General features: G+C 70.3%; 14 protein-coding genes. 10 read left to right on the plus strand and 4 right to left on the minus strand.

What is annotated here, in order from left to right; translation table 11 throughout:
- Nucleotides 1–141 precede the first annotated feature (141 nt).
- Genes AB0H76_RS04225 through AB0H76_RS04235 form a run of 3 tightly spaced genes read right to left on the minus strand, consistent with a single transcriptional unit; the run spans nucleotide 142 to nucleotide 3,549 of the window.
- On the minus strand, nucleotides 142–1,404 hold the full coding sequence (locus AB0H76_RS04225; RefSeq protein WP_357317152.1) for a lipase family protein: 1,263 nt from the start codon (nucleotides 1,402–1,404) through the stop codon (nucleotides 142–144).
- A 34-nt stretch (nucleotides 1,405–1,438) separates the two neighbouring features.
- Entirely contained in the window at nucleotides 1,439–2,263 is an 825-nt protein-coding gene (locus AB0H76_RS04230) for an alpha/beta hydrolase (RefSeq protein ID WP_357317154.1), read from the minus strand.
- Nucleotides 2,264–2,286: 23 nt separating this feature from the next.
- Entirely contained in the window at nucleotides 2,287–3,549 is a 1,263-nt protein-coding gene (locus AB0H76_RS04235; protein ID WP_357317156.1) for an MFS transporter, read from the minus strand.
- A 147-nt stretch (nucleotides 3,550–3,696) separates the two neighbouring features.
- Here AB0H76_RS04235 and AB0H76_RS04240 point away from each other — a divergent pair, with 147 nt between their 5' ends.
- From AB0H76_RS04240 to AB0H76_RS04285, 10 genes are all read left to right on the plus strand, one after another.
- A complete protein-coding gene (locus AB0H76_RS04240; RefSeq protein WP_357317159.1) occupies nucleotides 3,697–4,869 on the plus strand; it encodes an acyl-CoA dehydrogenase family protein in 1,173 nt (390 codons plus the stop codon).
- A gap of 19 nt (nucleotides 4,870–4,888) precedes the next feature.
- Entirely contained in the window at nucleotides 4,889–6,436 is a 1,548-nt protein-coding gene (locus AB0H76_RS04245) for a long-chain fatty acid--CoA ligase (protein WP_357317161.1), read from the plus strand.
- A gap of 38 nt (nucleotides 6,437–6,474) precedes the next feature.
- Nucleotides 6,475–7,668, plus strand: a complete 1,194-nt coding sequence (locus tag AB0H76_RS04250) for a TetR family transcriptional regulator (protein WP_357317164.1) — start codon at nucleotides 6,475–6,477, stop codon at nucleotides 7,666–7,668.
- A gap of 156 nt (nucleotides 7,669–7,824) precedes the next feature.
- Entirely contained in the window at nucleotides 7,825–9,045 is a 1,221-nt protein-coding gene (locus AB0H76_RS04255) for a cysteine desulfurase family protein (RefSeq protein WP_357317166.1), read from the plus strand.
- A complete protein-coding gene (gene mnmA / locus AB0H76_RS04260) occupies nucleotides 9,045–10,163 on the plus strand; it encodes a tRNA 2-thiouridine(34) synthase MnmA (RefSeq protein ID WP_357317168.1) in 1,119 nt (372 codons plus the stop codon). The genes AB0H76_RS04255 and mnmA overlap by 1 nt, the downstream gene beginning before the upstream one ends.
- Nucleotides 10,164–10,316: 153 nt before the next feature.
- Nucleotides 10,317–11,420: a methionine synthase gene (locus AB0H76_RS04265; RefSeq protein WP_357320377.1), complete on the plus strand. Its 1,104-nt coding sequence runs from the start codon at nucleotides 10,317–10,319 to the stop codon at nucleotides 11,418–11,420.
- 85 nt (nucleotides 11,421–11,505) lie between these two features.
- The gene (gene ligA, locus AB0H76_RS04270) at nucleotides 11,506–13,629 is read left to right on the plus strand and encodes an NAD-dependent DNA ligase LigA (RefSeq protein WP_357317170.1); all 2,124 of its coding nucleotides are present in this window, start codon (nucleotides 11,506–11,508) and stop codon (nucleotides 13,627–13,629) included.
- Nucleotides 13,630–13,712: 83 nt separating this feature from the next.
- On the plus strand, nucleotides 13,713–14,261 hold the full coding sequence (locus AB0H76_RS04275; RefSeq protein WP_357317172.1) for a hypothetical protein: 549 nt from the start codon (nucleotides 13,713–13,715) through the stop codon (nucleotides 14,259–14,261).
- A 52-nt stretch (nucleotides 14,262–14,313) separates the two neighbouring features.
- Complete coding sequence (locus AB0H76_RS04280) at nucleotides 14,314–15,015, plus strand: SDR family oxidoreductase (RefSeq protein ID WP_357317174.1); 702 nt, start codon at nucleotides 14,314–14,316, stop codon at nucleotides 15,013–15,015.
- Nucleotides 15,012–16,040 carry an S-adenosylmethionine:tRNA ribosyltransferase-isomerase gene (locus tag AB0H76_RS04285; protein WP_357317176.1) on the plus strand — a complete coding sequence of 343 codons (1,029 nt, stop codon included), beginning with the start codon at nucleotides 15,012–15,014 and terminating at the stop codon, nucleotides 16,038–16,040. Before AB0H76_RS04280 ends, AB0H76_RS04285 begins: the two co-directional genes overlap by 4 nt.
- On the opposite strand, the gene AB0H76_RS04290 is transcribed toward AB0H76_RS04285, so the two are convergent.
- Nucleotides 16,037–16,387 (minus strand): hypothetical protein, encoded by a 351-nt coding sequence (locus AB0H76_RS04290; protein WP_357317178.1) that lies wholly within the window; start codon nucleotides 16,385–16,387, stop codon nucleotides 16,037–16,039. The genes AB0H76_RS04285 and AB0H76_RS04290 overlap by 4 nt on opposite strands.
- Between the last annotated feature and the right edge of the window lie 225 nt (nucleotides 16,388–16,612).

Below are 16,612 nucleotides of genomic sequence, written 5' to 3' on the forward strand. Positions count from 1 at the left end.
GACACAGAGCACGATTCGCCTGGAATGTGATGTGTGTCGCTGTGTCGGAGCGGTACAGAAAGTCTGTCTGCGGGACGGCGCGCGGTCACTGCACTGCCGAACGAATTGCGGTCCGCCGACCTTGGCTCCCGTGACAAGGGCTCAGAAGACGCGGCAGCCCGTCGGTACCGGGTTCCCGGCCAGGCGATCGCCGAGATAGTCGAAGACCGCGGGGATTTCGGCGAGGCCGGCGATGGCATGGCCGACCACCTCGGTGCGGTGGTAGGACACGGTGGCGCCCGCCGCGCAGTACCGATCGATCAGCGTGTCCGTCGATTCGCGGGGCAGGGCGTCGTCGTGGCTGCTGTGCCAGGCGTACATGGGCGCGGTGGGCACGGCGCGGCCGAGCTTCTGCTTGTCGGCCGCGGCCCGGATGGCCGGATTGGCGGCGACGTCCGGCGATCCGGAGGCATCACGCAGCACGCGACCGGCATTCGCGGCCACCACCTGTTGGACGCACTGGGTGCCGGCCGTGGCGACGGCGGCCCGGCTCTCCGCGTCGAGCTGCGCCAGGATGTTCAGTTCGGGGCTGAGCCGATCCAGTGCGGCCAGGGCGAAGACGGCCAGCCCGACGTTGGCGGTGCCGTTGTCCATCGCGAGGGCGGCGGGGACATCGGCGGGGATCCCGCCCGCGGCGAAGCCCGCGACATTCAACTCGGGGGCATAGCGCGGCTGCATTTCCAGGGTCGCGACCGTGGCGAACGCGCCACCGGAATAACCGAATGCGGCGACCGGCGCGGCGGGGGAGAGCTCGGCGGGCGGGAAGGCCAGCGCGGCGCGGATGCCGTCCAGCGCGCTGTGCGCGGCTTGGTCGCGGTCCAGGAATCGTTCCTGCGGGCCTTCGTAATCCGAGACCACTACCGCCCAATTGCGTTGCAGCAGGGGCACGGTCAACGGGGTCTCTTGATCCTGGCCGTTCTGCAGCCCGGCCCGCACACCCGCCCGCAGCACGTAGGAGGACGCGCACTGGATGCCGAGGCCGTCCTCGGCCATCTGATAACTCACCACCGGCCGGGGCCCCGGCCCGGTCCAGGGGGTGTTCGGCACGATCACGGTGGTGACGCCGGTGGTGGGCCGATCGGCGGCGTCGGTCGATTTGTACTGCACCTGCCACACCTTGACCGGGAGCGGGAGCTCATAGAGCGCCGAGGGTCGCGATCCGAGAATCGCCCCGTTGGCGTAACCGCCGAGATCCGGCGGTGCGGCATAGAACGGATCTTTGTCGGGCGTCGGCACCGACTGTGCCGCAGCGGGTTCGGCGTGGGCGGCGCCGCCGATCGCGGTCGCCGCGACCACGGCGGTCGCGAGGCACAGGCCGCGAAGCAGCCGGGACGAAGGGTGCTGGTCGCGGATTCGCGTGTTCATCATTGAACTCCGATTTTCGGGTTGTGCCGGCGGGCTAGGTGTTTCGGGTGTTGTCGTGGATGAGGGCGCGGATGTCGGGCCAGAGCGCACGGGGCAGTTCGTGTCCCATGCCGGGGAAGATCGTGCAGGTGGAATCGGGGATGGCCCGGTGCAGCGCCGTGGCGGCCGCCGGGTCGATCAGCTGGTCGCTGTCGCCGTGCAGGATCGTCGTCGGCACGGCGACCCGGCCCAGGGCTCGGGTGCGGTCGGGCGAGGCGAACACCGCGGCCAATTGCCTTGCCGCGCCGTCGGGGTCGTAGTCCCGGTCGTACATGAGCCCGCCGAGTTCGCGCAGCCACGCCGTGTCGACGGGATAGCCGGGCGAGGAGCACGGTGCCTCGTTGCGCAGGTAGAGCTCGACGGCTTCGGCGCGGTTGCGGGCCCTTGGCAAGGCCATTCGTTCGGCCAGCAGATCGGTGCCCACCGCGAAGTCCGCGCTGTTCGGCGCGGTGTAGATCAGCGCGAGGGATCGAACGGCGGCCGGATGGTCGATGGCCAGCTGCTGGGCGACCATGCCGCCCATCGACTGCCCGGCGATGTGCGCGGAGTCGAGGCCGAGGACGCGGAGCAGGCCCGCGGTGTCCGCGGCCAGGTCGCTCAGGAGATAGCCGCCGTCGGGGAACTTCTGGGACAACCCGGTGTCGCGGTTGTCGAACCGGATGACGCGGAACCCGGCGTCCGCGAGCGCCGCGCAGAGTTCGGGATGCCAGCCCAGCAGTTGCGCGCCCAGTCCCTGAATCAGCAGCAGCGGTGGCGCTTCCGGATCACCGAGGTCGTCGTAGTAGAGCCGCACGCCCGCGGGCGTGCTGAGGTAGGGCATAGGTCTGCCTTTCGGGGAGGAGGTCAGCGGATCGCGCGGATCCGCATGATGAGCAGGCCGGCGGCGAACGCGCAGGCCGCGCCGAAGACGAACAGGGCGACGTAGCTGTCGAACGCGATGAGCAGCACGCCGGCGACGACCGAGGACAGCGCCTGCGGCAGTCCGGTGGCGACCGCGAGAATGCCGAAGTCGCGGCCCTCGTTCGCCTTGTCCGGCAGGACAAGTGACATCACCGCGAGATCGACGGCGAAATAGGTGCCGATGAACGCCCCGGACAGCACCGAGTACACGACCATGCCGGTCCAGGTCGGGCTCAGCACCGGCACCAGCATCGACACCGCGAGCCCGGCCGAACTGATCCCGACGAACAACTTGCGCCGGTCCAGCCGGTCGGCGAGCCACCCGGTGAACATCGCGACCACCGCCCACGTCGCCACCGAGATCGTGGCCAGCGTGCTGACCGCGACCGCGACGTCACCACCGGGGATGTTGGCCACGCCGATGTAGTCCTGCATCGAATAGAACAGATAGCCGCTGACCGTGAAGTAGGCCAGGGACAGGCAGGCCCGGCTCAGGAACGCGAAGCCGAAGTCCCGGCTGCGGAAGGCCTCGAAGAACGCGCGCAGGGTCTGTGCCGGCCGCCGGGTGATCCGGGCCGGCGGCACGATGTCGATCGAGGACGCCTCGCGCGCACCGAGCACCAGCACCACGCTGGTCGCCGCGAAAGCGAGTCCGAACAGGGCGTAGGCCCACAGCTGGCCGACCCGGCTGGCCAGGTTGACCCCGACCATGATGCCCAGGGGCGCGCCCAATCCGATGACGGCGGAGGCCAGACCGCGCCGGGCCACCGGGACCCGGTCGGGCAGGATCGCCGCGAACGCGCCCTGGTAGAGGTTCGCGGCGAACCACACCGCCACCTGGGTCAGTGCCAGCACGACGATTCCGGTGCTCAGGCCCATGCCGAGCAGCAGCACCGCCGACAGCACGGACATCGCCACGATCCAGGGGGACCGGCGGCCGAATCGGGAGCGGGTGCGGTCCGAGGCCGCGCCGCCGATCGGCAGCGCCACGACCGAGGCGAGGGCGGCCAGCGCGGTGATCACGGCCAGATTGGTCACCTTGGCCGCCGGATCGAAGGCCTCGACCTGGGCGGGTACCAGGATCTGCTGCACCCCGTTGAAGGCGGCGTACATCGCGGTCGTCGCCGGGAGCAGCAAGGTCAGCAACCGCCCCAGTCCGACCGGGCGAACAGGTGTGGTTGCGGTCTCGGCGTCAAGCATCGTCATCCTCGAGGTATGTGAATGGCCGGAAGCGTATTGCACGGCGCTCATGTGACGCAAGACGCAATCTGTCGCGGTCGACTATCTGGGCCTTAAAGAGAAAATACCGCTGAACTATTGCTTCGCCCGGAGAATGATGCTCATACTAAGTGAATGACTAGACGTTTCACTGGCGCGGCTCGCTATCGGTCGCCGTGGGTCGACGACGAGGTGCTGGCGTTGACGGAGATGGCTCGCGAGTTCATCGAGACCGAGGCCCTGCCGCATCGGGAACGCTGGATCGAGCAGCACCACGTCGACCGCGAGTTCTGGCGCAAGGCAGGCGAAGTCGGGCTGCTGTGCGCGGGCATTCCCGAGCAGTACGGCGGCGGCGGCGGCACCCTCGCGCACGATCTGGCCATCTTCGGCGTGCCATTGGCGTTGACCGAGACCGGATTCGGGCTCGGCAACGCCGTGCACAGCGGCCTGGTCGCGCACTACCTGCTCGCCTACGGCAGCGAGGAGCAGAAACTCCGCTGGTTGCCGAAGATGGCGTCCGGGGAGTTCATCGGCGCGATCGCGATGACCGAGCCCGGCGGCGGATCCGATCTGAAGGCCCTGCGTACCACCGCGATTCGCGACGGTGAGCACTATGTGGTCAACGGCGCCAAGACCTTCATCAGCAACGGCATGCTGGCCGACCTGGTCATCGTGGTGGCCCGCACCGATCCGGCGGCGGGCACCAAGGGCATCTCGCTGCTGGTGCTCGAAACCGCGGCGGCCGAGGGCTTCCGGGTCGGCCGGGTGCTGGACAAGATCGGGCTCAAGTCCCAGGACACCGCCGAGCTGTTCTTCGACGACGTCCGGGTTCCGGTGACCAATCTGCTGGGCGAGGCCGGTGCGGGCTTCGGCTACGCGATGAACCAGCTGGTGCACGAGCGGTTGATCATCTCCGAAGGCGCGATCACCACCGCCGAGGCGGCGCTGGCCGAAACGGTGCGCTACACCAAGGATCGCCGCGCGTTCGGCGCACCGCTGTTCGAGATGCAGAACACCCGGTTCGAACTGGCCCGGTGCGCGACGCTGGTGCGCACGACCCGCGTCTTCGTCGACGACTGCATCCTGCGGCATCTGCGCGGCGAACTCGACAGCGCGACAGCCTCGATGGCCAAGGCGCACGCCACCGAGGTGCAGTGCGAGGTGATCGACCGCTGCGTGCAGCTGTTCGGCGGCTACGGCTACATGCTCGAGTATCCGATCGCCCGGATGTACGCCGATGCCCGTGTGCAGAAGGTGTACGCCGGCGCCAACGAAGTCATGAACGAACTCATCGCTCGCTCGCTGTAGCGGGGGCTAGGAACCGACAATGTATGTGACGCAAATACTTCACCGCGGTCTCCGGCACAATCCCGACCGGCCCGCGACCGTCTTCGGCGAGCGGATCCGCACCGTGGCCGAGTCGGTCGACCGCATCGCCCGGCTCGCCGGCGCGCTGTCGGACCTCGGCGCCGTCGCGGGCGACCGGATCGCCATCCTGGCCTTGAACTCCGACCGCTACCACGAATATCTGCTGGCGGTGCCGTGGCTCGGCGCGGTGGTGAATCCGGTCAACATCCGCTGGAGCGCCGCCGAGATCGCGTACTCGTTGCGCGAATCCGGCACCCGGATCCTGCTGGTGGACGACGCCTTCGCCGCGGTCGTGCCGACCCTGCGCGAGCAGCTTCCCGAGCTGGGTCCGGTGCTCTTCTGCGGCGACGGCGAACGCCCCGCGGATCTGCTCGACTACGAAACCCTGGTCGCGGGCACGAGCCCGATCGAGGACACCCGAACCGGCGGTGACGCGCTGCTGGGCGTCTTCTACACCGGCGGCACGACCGGGCATCCCAAAGGGGTCATGCTCAGCCACGACAACCTGATGACCTCGGCGCTCGGCGTGCTCGCCGACGGCGCCGGCCCCTCCGCGGGCGGGCAGCTGCTGCACGCCGCGCCGATGTTCCACCTGGCCGACATCGCGAACTGGTGCATGGGCAACCTCGTGGGCGCGACCCATGTGATGGTGCCCGCGTTCACCCCGGCGGGGGTGCTCGAGGCGATCGCCACGCATCGGGTCACCGATACCTTGCTGGTGCCCACGATGGTGCAGATGCTCATCGACGAATCCAGCGTCGGCGACTACGACCTGGGCGGTGTCCGGCACGTGCTGTACGGCGCGTCCCCGATCGCGGAGTCGGTGCTGGAACGCGCGCGGGCGACCTTCCCGAACGCCGGATTCACCCAGGCCTACGGCATGACCGAACTGGCGCCGGTCGCGACGCTGCTCAGTGCCGCCGATCACCAGGACTCCGCGTTGCGGCGCGCGGCCGGGCGCGCGGCACCGCACTGCGAGGTCCGCGTGGTCGACCCCGACGACAACGAGGTCCCGGCGGGCACCGTGGGTGAGGTCGTGGTGCGCGGCGACAACGTCATGCTGGGTTATTGGAACCGCCCGGAGGACACCGCGGTGGCACTGCGCGGCGGCTGGATGCACACCGGCGACGGCGGATATATGGACAGCCGGGGCTATGTGTTCATCGTCGACCGGATCAAGGACATGATCATCACCGGCGGCGAGAACGTGTACTCCGCCGAGGTGGAGAACGCCCTGATCGCGCACCCGAGCGTGGCCGCCGCGGCGGTGATCGGGGTGCCCGATCCCCAGTGGGGTGAGCGTGTCCACGCCGTCGTCGTGCCGCACCCCGGCGAGACCGTGACCGAGGCGGAGTTGCGCGCGCACTGCAAGGCCCTGATCGCGGGCTACAAGGTGCCCCGCAGCGCCGAATTCGTGGCCGCGCTGCCCATGTCGGGTGCGGGCAAGGTGCTCAAACGGGAGTTGCGCGAGCCACACTGGAACCACAGTGACCACGGCGTGGCCTGACCACTAATCTGCCGATGTCGGCAAAGAAAGGAATCTGCATGGTGCGCGAGTCGGAGCTGATTCGCCCGGCCCGCGGCACCCGGCCCGCGAATCGGCGGCAGCAGATCATCGCCGCCGCCACCGAGCTGTTCACCCAGCGCGGCTACGCCGAGGTCAACATGGGTGACATCGCCGGCGCCGTCGCGATCGGCCCCTCGGCGCTCTACCGCCATTTCCGGGGCAAGCAGGAGATGCTGGCGGTCGTCATCGACAACGAGCTGGCCCAGCTGACCGAGGTGGTGGCGGCCTGTGCGGCCGACCCGGACCGCGACGTGGCCGCCGCGCTGGCGGCCGCCATGCTCGACCATCGCGGCGTCGGCATGCTGTGGCGCCGGGAGGCCCGCAACCTGCGCCCGGACGACGGCGCCGCGTTCCGGGCCACCGCCCGCCGGATGGCCGGACTGCTGGCCACCGCGGTCCGCGCCCGGCGTCCCGAACTCGGCACCGCCCGATCCGACCTGCTGGCCTGGTGCGCGATGGCGGCGGCCAACAGCGTCTCGTTCCACTCCCTGGCCCTGCCGGACGCCGAATTCACCGGTCTGCTGGCACATCTCATCGCGCTGGTCCTGGACGCCGACATCGCGGCCCCCGACACCGCGGCGGGCGCGGCGCCCGCGCCGAGCGGGCTGAGTATCCAGTCCCGCCGGGAACTGATCCTGATCCACGCGCTGCCCTTGTTCGCCCGGAAGGGCTTCACCGCCGTCAGCGTGGACGACATCGGCGCCGCCATCGGCATCACCGGCTCCAGCGTCTACAACCATTTCGAAACCAAAGCCGACATCCTCGCGGCGGCCATCGTGCGCGGCGACGAATGGCTGCGCATCGACATGCACCGCACCTTCGCCCGCGCCGCCACGCCCCGCGCGGCGCTGAGCGGGCTGCTCGCCGGATATTGCGGGCTCGCCCTGGACAACCCCCGGCTGATGCAGATCCTGATCTCCGAGACCGGGCACCTGCCCGAACCGCACCGGCACCGGGCCCGGGCGGCACAGCACACCTACATCAGCGAGTGGACCCACCTGCTGCACCAGATCCACCCCGACTGGGAGGCCACCGGCACCCGCATCCGGGTGCAGGCGGTCTTCACCATGATCAATGACGCGGGCGTCACACCGCACGGCTGGCACCGGCACGACCTGGAAACCGCGTTGACCAGAATCGGGAGCGACATCCTCGCCCTCGGCGGGCCGTGACGGACCCGGCTTTTCCGCGTCCGACCGGGGCCTGGGGGAATACCGGGCGGGTCGCCTCGGTTGCGGAAACCGTATGCAGAATCGTAGAGATTTCGTAGCCGGCCGGTGGACACCCCGAGATTACGCAGGTCAACGATGGGATAGGCTTTATCGGTCATGAAGTCGGCTCTATCGGGCGGTGCTGCGCCCAAGACGGTCTACCTCGATCACGCGGCCACCACTCCGATGCTGCCTGCCGCCATCGAGGCGATGACCGCTGCCCTGGCGCGGCCGGGCAACGCGTCATCCCTGCACGGGTCCGGGCGGGCGGCTCGGCGGATGCTCGAGGAGGCCCGCGAATCCATCGCCGCGGATCTGGGCGCCCGGCCCTCGGAGGTCATCTTCACCTCCGGTGGTACCGAGAGCGACAATCTGGCGATCAAGGGAATCTATTGGGCCCGCCGCGACGCCGAGCGTCAGCGCACCCGGATCATCAGTTCCTCGGTCGAGCATCACGCGGTGCTCGACGCGATCGAATGGCTGGTGCAGCACGAGGGCGCGCGGGTGACCTGGCTGCCGGTGGACGAGGACGGCGTGGTCTCGCCGCGCGTGCTGCGCGCCGCGCTGGCCGAGCACGCCGACGAGGTCGCGCTGGTCACCGTCATGTGGGCCAACAACGAGGTCGGCGCCATCCAGCCGATCCGGGAATTGGCCGCGGTGGCACAGGAATTCGGCGTCCCCATGCACAGCGACGCGATCCAGGCGGCCGCGCAGCTGCCTGTCGATTTCGCGGCGAGCGGGCTGTCGGCGGCGAGCTTCGCCGGGCACAAGATCGGCGGGCCGCACGGGGTCGGGGTGCTGCTGCTGGGCCGTCAGGTGCCGTGCGTGCCGCTGCTGCACGGCGGTGGGCACGAGCGCGACCTGCGGTCGGGTACCTCCGATACCGCGGCGGCCGTCGGTTTCGCCACGGCGCTGCACCAGGCGGTGGCCGAACTGCCCACGCGCGCAGCCGAATTGGCCGCGCTGCGGGATGAGCTGATCGAGCGGGTGTACGCGACGGTGCCGGAGGCAGTGCTCAACGGCCCGCTCGGCGCGCAGCGCCTGCCCGGCAACGCGCACTTCCGATTCCCCGGCTGCGAAGGCGATTCGCTGCTGATGCTGCTGGACGCCGCGGGCATCGAATGCTCGACGGGGTCGGCGTGCAACGCCGGCGTCGCCGAGCCGAGTCATGTTTTGATCGCCATGGGCGTGCAGCCCTGGCAGGCGCGCGGTTCGCTGCGCTTCTCGTTGGGGCACACCTCGACGCGCGCCGATGTGGATGCCCTGGTGCAGGTGCTGCCCCAGGTCGTGGAGCGAGCCAGAGCGGCTGGTCTTGCCGGTGCGAAAGGTGGTGTGTGATGCGGGTACTCGCGGCGATGAGCGGTGGTGTGGATTCGGCCGTGGCGGCGGCACGCGCCGTCGACGCCGGGCACGAGGTGGTGGGGGTGCACCTGGCGCTGTCCGCGTCACCGGGCACCCTGCGCACCGGGTCCCGGGGCTGCTGCTCGAAGGAGGACGCCGGCGACGCCCGCCGCGCCGCCGACGTGCTCGGCATCCCGTTCTACGTCTGGGATTTCGCGGATCGCTTCAAGGAAGACGTGATCGACGACTTCGTCGCGGCCTACGCGGCGGGTGAGACCCCGAACCCGTGCCTGCGCTGCAACGAGAAGATCAAGTTCTCGGCCCTGGCCGACCGGGCCGTCGCGCTCGGTTTCGACGCGGTGGTGACCGGCCATTACGCGCGACTGGACGAGGGCGTGCTGCGCCGCGCGGTCGACGCCGACAAGGACCAGTCCTACGTGCTCGCGGTGCTGACCGCCGACCAGTTGTCGCGCGCGATGTTCCCGGTCGGGGACACTCCGAAGCCGCGGATTCGCGAGGAGGCCGCCGAGCGCGGGCTCGCCGTCGCGAACAAGCCGGACTCCCATGACATCTGCTTCATCCCCTCCGGCGACACCCGGGCCTTCCTGGGTGCCAAGATCGGCATCCGGCCCGGCGCGGTCGTCGACGCCGACGGCACCAAGCTCGCCGAACACGAAGGCGTGCACGGGTTCACGATCGGCCAGCGCAAGGGCCTCGGCCTGCCCGGCCCGGGCGCCGACGGCAAGCCGCGCTACGTCACCGGCATCGATCCCGAATCCGGCACCGTCCGCGTGGGTTCGGCCGAGGACCTGCAGGTCTGGACCGTGCTCGCCGACCGTGCCATCTGGACCTCCGGCACCGCGCCGGCGGGGGCGATCGAGTGTGTGGCGCAGGTGCGCGCGCACGGCGGCACCGCGCCCGCGGTCGCCGAGGCGATCGGCGACGGCCTGGTCGTGCGCCTGCGCGAACCGCTCACCGGCGTCGCAAAGGGCCAGGCGGTGGTGCTCTACCGCCCGGACACCGCGGGCGACGAGGTCATCGGCAGCGGCACGATCAGCGGCACCGAGCGCGACAGCACCGCCGTCGGCAGCGAAACCAGCGCCGCCGCACAGTGATTTCAGCGAACCAGCGCACCGCGGTGCGCTGGTTCGGTACGGCAGGTGCGTGGCGCGCAGCCACTCGGCGCTCTGTTCAGCGAATACCGACTCGGGTAGGACGAAGTGAGCGAAACCGGAACTGACGCAACGGGAACGGGCGTATCGCGGGTGCTGCCCGGCGGCATCGCGACCGGGGTGGGCTCGTGGCCGGGTACCGATCCCCGTGAGGCGGCGGCGACCATCGCCGGTGAGCTGCCCGATCTCGCGCACCTGGTCGAACTGCCGGAGCGCGGCGTGGGCGCGGACCTGCTCGGCCGGATGTCGGCGTTGCTGGTGGACATGCGGTTCGACACCACCACGCGCGGCTACCGGCTCGCGCCCCGCCCGGGTGCGGCCTCCCGGCGCGCCCGCGACCTGCTGCGCGCGGATCTGGACGCGCTCGAAGAGGTCTGGGAGACAACGGGTTCGGCGGGCACCGGCCGGGTGATCAAGGTGCAGGCCGCCGGTCCGTTCACGCTGGCCGCGCAGGTGGAACTGCCGGGCGGGCATCGCATCCTCACCGATTCCGGTGCGGTGCGCGACCTTTCTGAATCCCTCGCGGAGGGGCTGCGCGAGCACGTGGCCGAGGTCGCCAAGCGCCTCGGCGCGGAAGTTGTTGTGCAGCTCGATGAACCGTCGCTGACCGACGTCCTGAACGGCACGCTGCGCGGCGTGAGCGTGCTGAACACGGTGCGGGCGCTGCCCGAACCGGAGGCGCTCGCGCTCCTCGACGCCGTGATCACCGCGCAGGCCGTGCCGGTCCTGGTGCACAGCTGCGCGAGCGCGCCGGCGATCGGCTTCCTGCGTGGCAGCGCGGCCGCCGCCATCGGCTTCGACCTCGCCACGATCGCGACCCGCGACCTGGACCGGATCGGCGAAACCCTGGACGCCGGAAAGCAATTGGTGCTCGGCCTGGTGCCGACCACGGCCCCCGCCGTACCACCGACCTGGCGCGAGATCGCCGAACCCGCGGTCCGGCTGACCGACCGCCTCGGGTTCGCGCGCCGCACCCTGTCCACCCAGATTCTCGTCTCCCCGGCCTGCGGCCTCGGCACGGCGCCGTTGAGCTGGGCCCGCCGCGCGCTGCAACTGGCCGGCGACACCGCCCGCGCGTTCGCCGACGACCCGGATTCGCTGAGCTTCGACGACCCGGATCAGCGGCAGCGGGACCGCGCCGAGGCGCGCGACGAACGGGACGACGAAGCCCGGAATTCGCGCCGCCGCGACGAGGCCTGAGCCGCGGCCGGGCACTCGGTCCGGAGCCCGACAAGGCCGTCTGACGTGCCCGAATGTGTCGGTGGGGTCCGCTAGGGTTGGTCTTGTGAGCGACAGTGCCGAACCCCTTCAGAACCCCGCCGGTGCCGGTGCCAGTGCCCCCGCGCCGGCGTCGGCGGAACTGCGCGTGCAGTGGCAGCAGTTGGCCGACGAGGTGCGCGAGCATCAGTTCCGGTATTACGTGCGCGACGCGCCGATAGTCTCCGATGGCGAGTTCGACACGCTGCTACGGAAGTTGCAGGCGCTGGAGGAGTCGCATCCGGATCTGCGCACGCCCGATTCGCCGACCCAGCTGGTCGGCGGCGGCTTCGCGACCGATTTCACCGCCGTCGACCATCTGGAGCGGATGCTCTCGCTGGACAACGTCTTCGACTTCGACGAGTTGCGCGCCTGGGCGAGCAAGGTGGAGGCCGAGGCCGGGTCCGGCCTGCACTACCTGTGCGAGGTGAAGATCGACGGCGTCGCGCTGAACCTCGTCTACGAGAACGGCAAACTGGTGCGCGGCGCCACCCGCGGCGACGGGCGCACCGGTGAAGACGTGACGCTGAACGCGCGCACCATCGAGGACATCCCCGGCGAATTGACCCCGACCGCGGAATTCCCGGTGCCGGCGCTGCTCGAGGTGCGCGGCGAGGCCTATATGCGGCTCGAGGATTTCGCGACGCTGAACGCGGCCATCGTCGCCGACGGTAAGCCGCCGTACGCGAATCCGCGCAACACCGCCGCCGGTTCGCTGCGTCAGAAGGACCCCGCGGTGACGGCCCGCCGCCGCCTGCGCATGATCTGCCACGGCTTCGGGCGCATCGAAGGCTATGCGCCGACCTCGCAGCACGAGGCCTACCGGGCGCTGGCCGCGTGGGGTCTGCCGGTGTCCGAGCACACCCGGCTGGTGCAGGGCATCGACGCGGTGATCGAGCGGGTCGCCTACTGGGGCGAGCACCGCCACGACATCGAGCACGAGATCGACGGCCAGGTCATCAAGATCGACGAGACGGCGTTGCAGCGCCGCCTCGGGTCGACCTCGCGCGCGCCGCGCTGGGCCATCGCCTACAAGTACCCGCCGGAGGAGGCGACCACCCGGCTCCGCGATATTCAGGTGAATGTCGGTCGCACCGGGCGGGTTACGCCGTTCGCGGTGATGGAGCCGGTCTCGATCGCGGGTTCCACCGTCTCGATGGCCACGCTGCACAACGCGTCCGAGGTGAAACGCAAGGGCGTGCTGATCGGCGACATCGTCACCATCCGCAAGGCCGGAGACGTGATCCCCGAGGTGCTCGGCCCGGTGGTCGACGCGCGCACCGGCGCGGAGCACGAGTTCGTCATGCCGACGCACTGCCCGGAGTGCGACACCGAGCTCGCGCCCGCCAAGGAAGGCGACGCCGACATCCGCTGCCCCAACCAGCAGTTCTGCCCGGCGCAGCTGCGGGAGCGGGTCTTTCACGTCGCGGGGCGCGGCGCCTTCGACATCGAAGCGCTCGGTTACGAGGCCGCGGTCGACCTGCTCAAGGCCGGCGCGCTCGCCGATGAAGGCGACTTGTTCGACCTCGACGAGGCCGACCTGCTGACCACCACGTTGTTCGCCAACAAGAGCGGCACGCTCTCGGCCAATGGCAAACGCCTGCTGGAGAACCTGGAGTCGGCCAAGGATCGTCCGCTGTGGCGGGTGCTCGTGGCCCTGTCCATCCGCCATGTCGGCCCGACCGCCGCGCGTGCCCTCGCCGCCGAATTCGGCAGCATGGAACGAATCATGGCGTCGTCGGCCGAGGAGCTCGGCGCGGCCGACGGTGTCGGCCCGACCATCGCGCAGGCGGCCGCGGAATGGTTCACCGTCGGGTGGCACCGGGCCATCGTCGACAAGTGGGCGGCCGCGGGTGTGCGCATGGAAGACGAGCGCGACGAATCGATCGAACGCAATCTCGAGGGTCTGTCCATCGTGGTCACCGGTTCCCTGCAAGGGTTCACCCGCGATGGCGCCAAGGAGGCGATTCTCCGTCGCGGCGGCAAAGCGGCCGCCTCGGTCTCCAAGAAGACCGCGTTCGTGGTGATCGGCGACGCACCCGGCACCAAGGCCGCGAAGGCGGAGGAGCTCGGGGTCCCGATCCTGGACGAGGACGGGTTCCGCCGCCTGCTCGACGAGGGGCCCGAGGCGGTGACGCCGCCCGCCGAGTAGGGCCGGTACTACGCGTCGCGGCGTAGGCGAGCCGTCGCCGTCAGCCGGATTCGCCGCGCGCCGCCGGGCGCGAGGCTTGCCCCATGAGGAAATTGAGCCGCCGAGGGCGTCAGACCGTGCTCATCGTTCATCTCGTCGCGGCCGGGGCGTGGATCGGTATCGACGTCATCGTCGCGGTGCTGGTCATGGTCGGCCGCTTCGGCTCGGGGCTGGAGACCAGAAGCCTCGCCTACCGGGCACTCGCGGCCTTCGTGGTGTGGCCGATGCTGATCTCGGGGTTGGTGTGCCTGGCCACCGGCGTGCTGCTGGGGCTGGGGACCAAGTGGGGGCTGATCCGCTACTGGTGGGTCCTGGTCAAGCTGGTGCTCAACGTGGCGCTGTGCACCGTGATCCTGGCGGTGCTGCGGCCGGGCATGGGCGCGGTCGGGGACTACGGCCGGGATCTGCTGACGGGCACGCCCGACCCGGTGGAGGTGTCGCAGCTCTTCTATCCGCCCGCGGTGTCGCTGACCGCGCTGACGATCGCCACCGTGCTCAGTGTCGCCAAACCGTGGGGCCGGCGCGGCGGCACGCCGGCGCGGAAGCCGGCGACGGAGCGGCCCGCCCTTACGCGCACGGCGAACAGTGCTTGACCTGAACTATTGTTCAGGTATCACGATGGGTGGTGACTGGTAGGAGGTCACCATGAGTCAGGAACGCAATGCTCTGATCACCGGTGCGTCAGCGGGTTTCGGGCTGGCGCTGAGCCGGGAGCTGGTGCGCCGGGGCTGGCGGGTCGTCGGCACCGGGCGGCAGGCGGAGCGGCTGGAGCGGGTTCGGGACGAACTCGGCGCCGCGTTCGTCGCGGTGCGCGGCGATGTCATCGATCCCGCGCATCGTGCGCGGCTCGCGGAGATCGCCGTGGGTCTCGGGCACCTGGATCTCGTCGTGAACAACGCGAGCGCGCTCGGCCCGAGTCCACTGCCCACGCTGGCGGACTATCCGCTCGACGTGCTGGAGCAGGTCTATCGCACCAATGTCGTTGCGCCGCTGGCGGTTCTGCAAGTCGCGCTGCCGCTGCTCCGCGCCGTGGACGGTGTCGCGGTGAACATCAGCTCCGACGCCGGAGTCGAGCCGTACCCGGCCTGGGGCGGCTACGGCTCGTCCAAGGCGGCCCTGGACCAGCTCACCGCGATCCTGGCCGCCGAACAGCCGGGCCTGTCGATCTACGCCTTCGACCCCGGGGACATGCGCACCGAGATGCACCAGGCGGCTTTCCCGGGTGAGGACATCTCCGACCGGCCGACGCCGGAATCCGTTGTCCCCGTGCTGCTCCGCCTGCTCGAGCAGCGCCCCAAGAGCGGCCGCTACACCAGTGCCGACTTCGCCACCGAGGTTGTTCGATGACCGCGACGATGGCGGCGCGGGCCTTCGTGCTGCCGCCGGAGCGGAACGCGACGCGGCCGCCGGAGGCGCGCGGACTCGCTCGCGACGAGGTGCGCCTGCTGGTCGCGCAGGACGGGCTGACGCACGCCCGGTTCCAGGAACTGCCGCGGCATCTGCGGCCGGGTGACCTTGTGGTGGTGAACAATTCGGCGACCATGGCGGCGGCGGTGGCGGGTTTCCTCGGTGACCGGCCGGTCGCGGTGCACTTCTCCACCTGGCTGGACGACGGGCGCTGGATCGTCGAGGTCCGGTCACCGGATCGGGTGCCGTTCCCGCCGGAAGAATTACGGGCGGGGACCGTGGTGGCCCTGCCGGACGGGGCCCGCGCGCGGCTGGTCGAGCCGTGGTTGCCGCCCGCGCGTCGACTGTGGCGTGCCGAAGTGACCGTCGATCCGCATCAGCTGATGCGGGCCCACGGGTACCCGATCACCTATTCCTATGTGCCGGAACGCTGGTCGGCGTCGTACTACAGCACCGCGTTCGGGCGGATCCCGGGCAGTGCGGAAATGCCCAGCGCCGCGCGGCCGTTCACCGACCGGCTGGTGCTGGACCTGCTGACCTCGGGCGTCGGCGTCGCGCCGATCACCCTGCACACCGGGGTGTCCTCGCCGGAGACCGGGGAACCGCCCAGCCCGGAACGCTTTTCGGTTCCCGCCGCGACCGCTCGCCTGATCAACGACACGAAAGCCGCCGGCGGCCGGGTGATCGCGGTCGGCACCACGGTGACGCGCGCGCTCGAATCCGCCGCCGACTCGTCCGGGCAGGTCCGGCCCGCCGCGGGCTGGACGGAACTCGTCCTCGGCGCGGACCATCCGGCTCGCGTTGTCGACGGCTTGATCACCGGCTGGCACGCGCCGGGTGCGTCGCACCTGGACCTGCTGGTCGCGGTCGCGGGCGAACGCGTGGTGGCCGAGGCCTACGCGGCGGCGCTGGACACCGGCTACCTATGGCACGAATTCGGCGACAGCGCGCTGCTGCTGCGTTAGACCGGCGTGAGGACCACGGAGGCGGACTTCTGCGCGGGCAGCGGAACCTGGGCGCAGTGCCCGGGCGGGAGTTCGCGATCGTACGGCTTGGCCTTGCGGCCCTCGTACTCGACATGCAGGGTGACCTGCACCCGGCCCACCGAGCACACCTTGGACACCCACTGCGGCGAGGAGAAGGACGCCGACCCCGCCTGGCAGTGGTTGTCACCGCCTTCGAAGAAGATGCGCGCGGTGCCGTCCGGACAGGGCGCGCCCGCCACCGCCTCCGGCACGAACACCACCGACCCGAGACCCATCGCCGCGATGACCGCGCTCCGGAGTGCTATCCGCTGTACTGAAATTTCCATCGCTACCTACCCGCTCGAAACTTTCGCACCGCATCGCACACGGCAACTACTGCGTCCAGCATGCTAGTGCGACTCGTCCGCCTTGTCCGCACTTCGAGCCCGTGACGCCGCTCCGCCGCCGCCGCGGTCGACCGCATTTCCGCAGCTCCGGGCGGTGCGGTCGGGTCGTGAACCGGCTTGCGCACACCTCCGATGTCGCAGTCGGCCGGTCCAGGCGCAAGGATG

This window comes from Nocardia sp. NPDC050712 (assembly GCF_040654295.1).
Taxonomy (GTDB): Bacteria; Actinomycetota; Actinomycetes; order Mycobacteriales; family Mycobacteriaceae; genus Nocardia.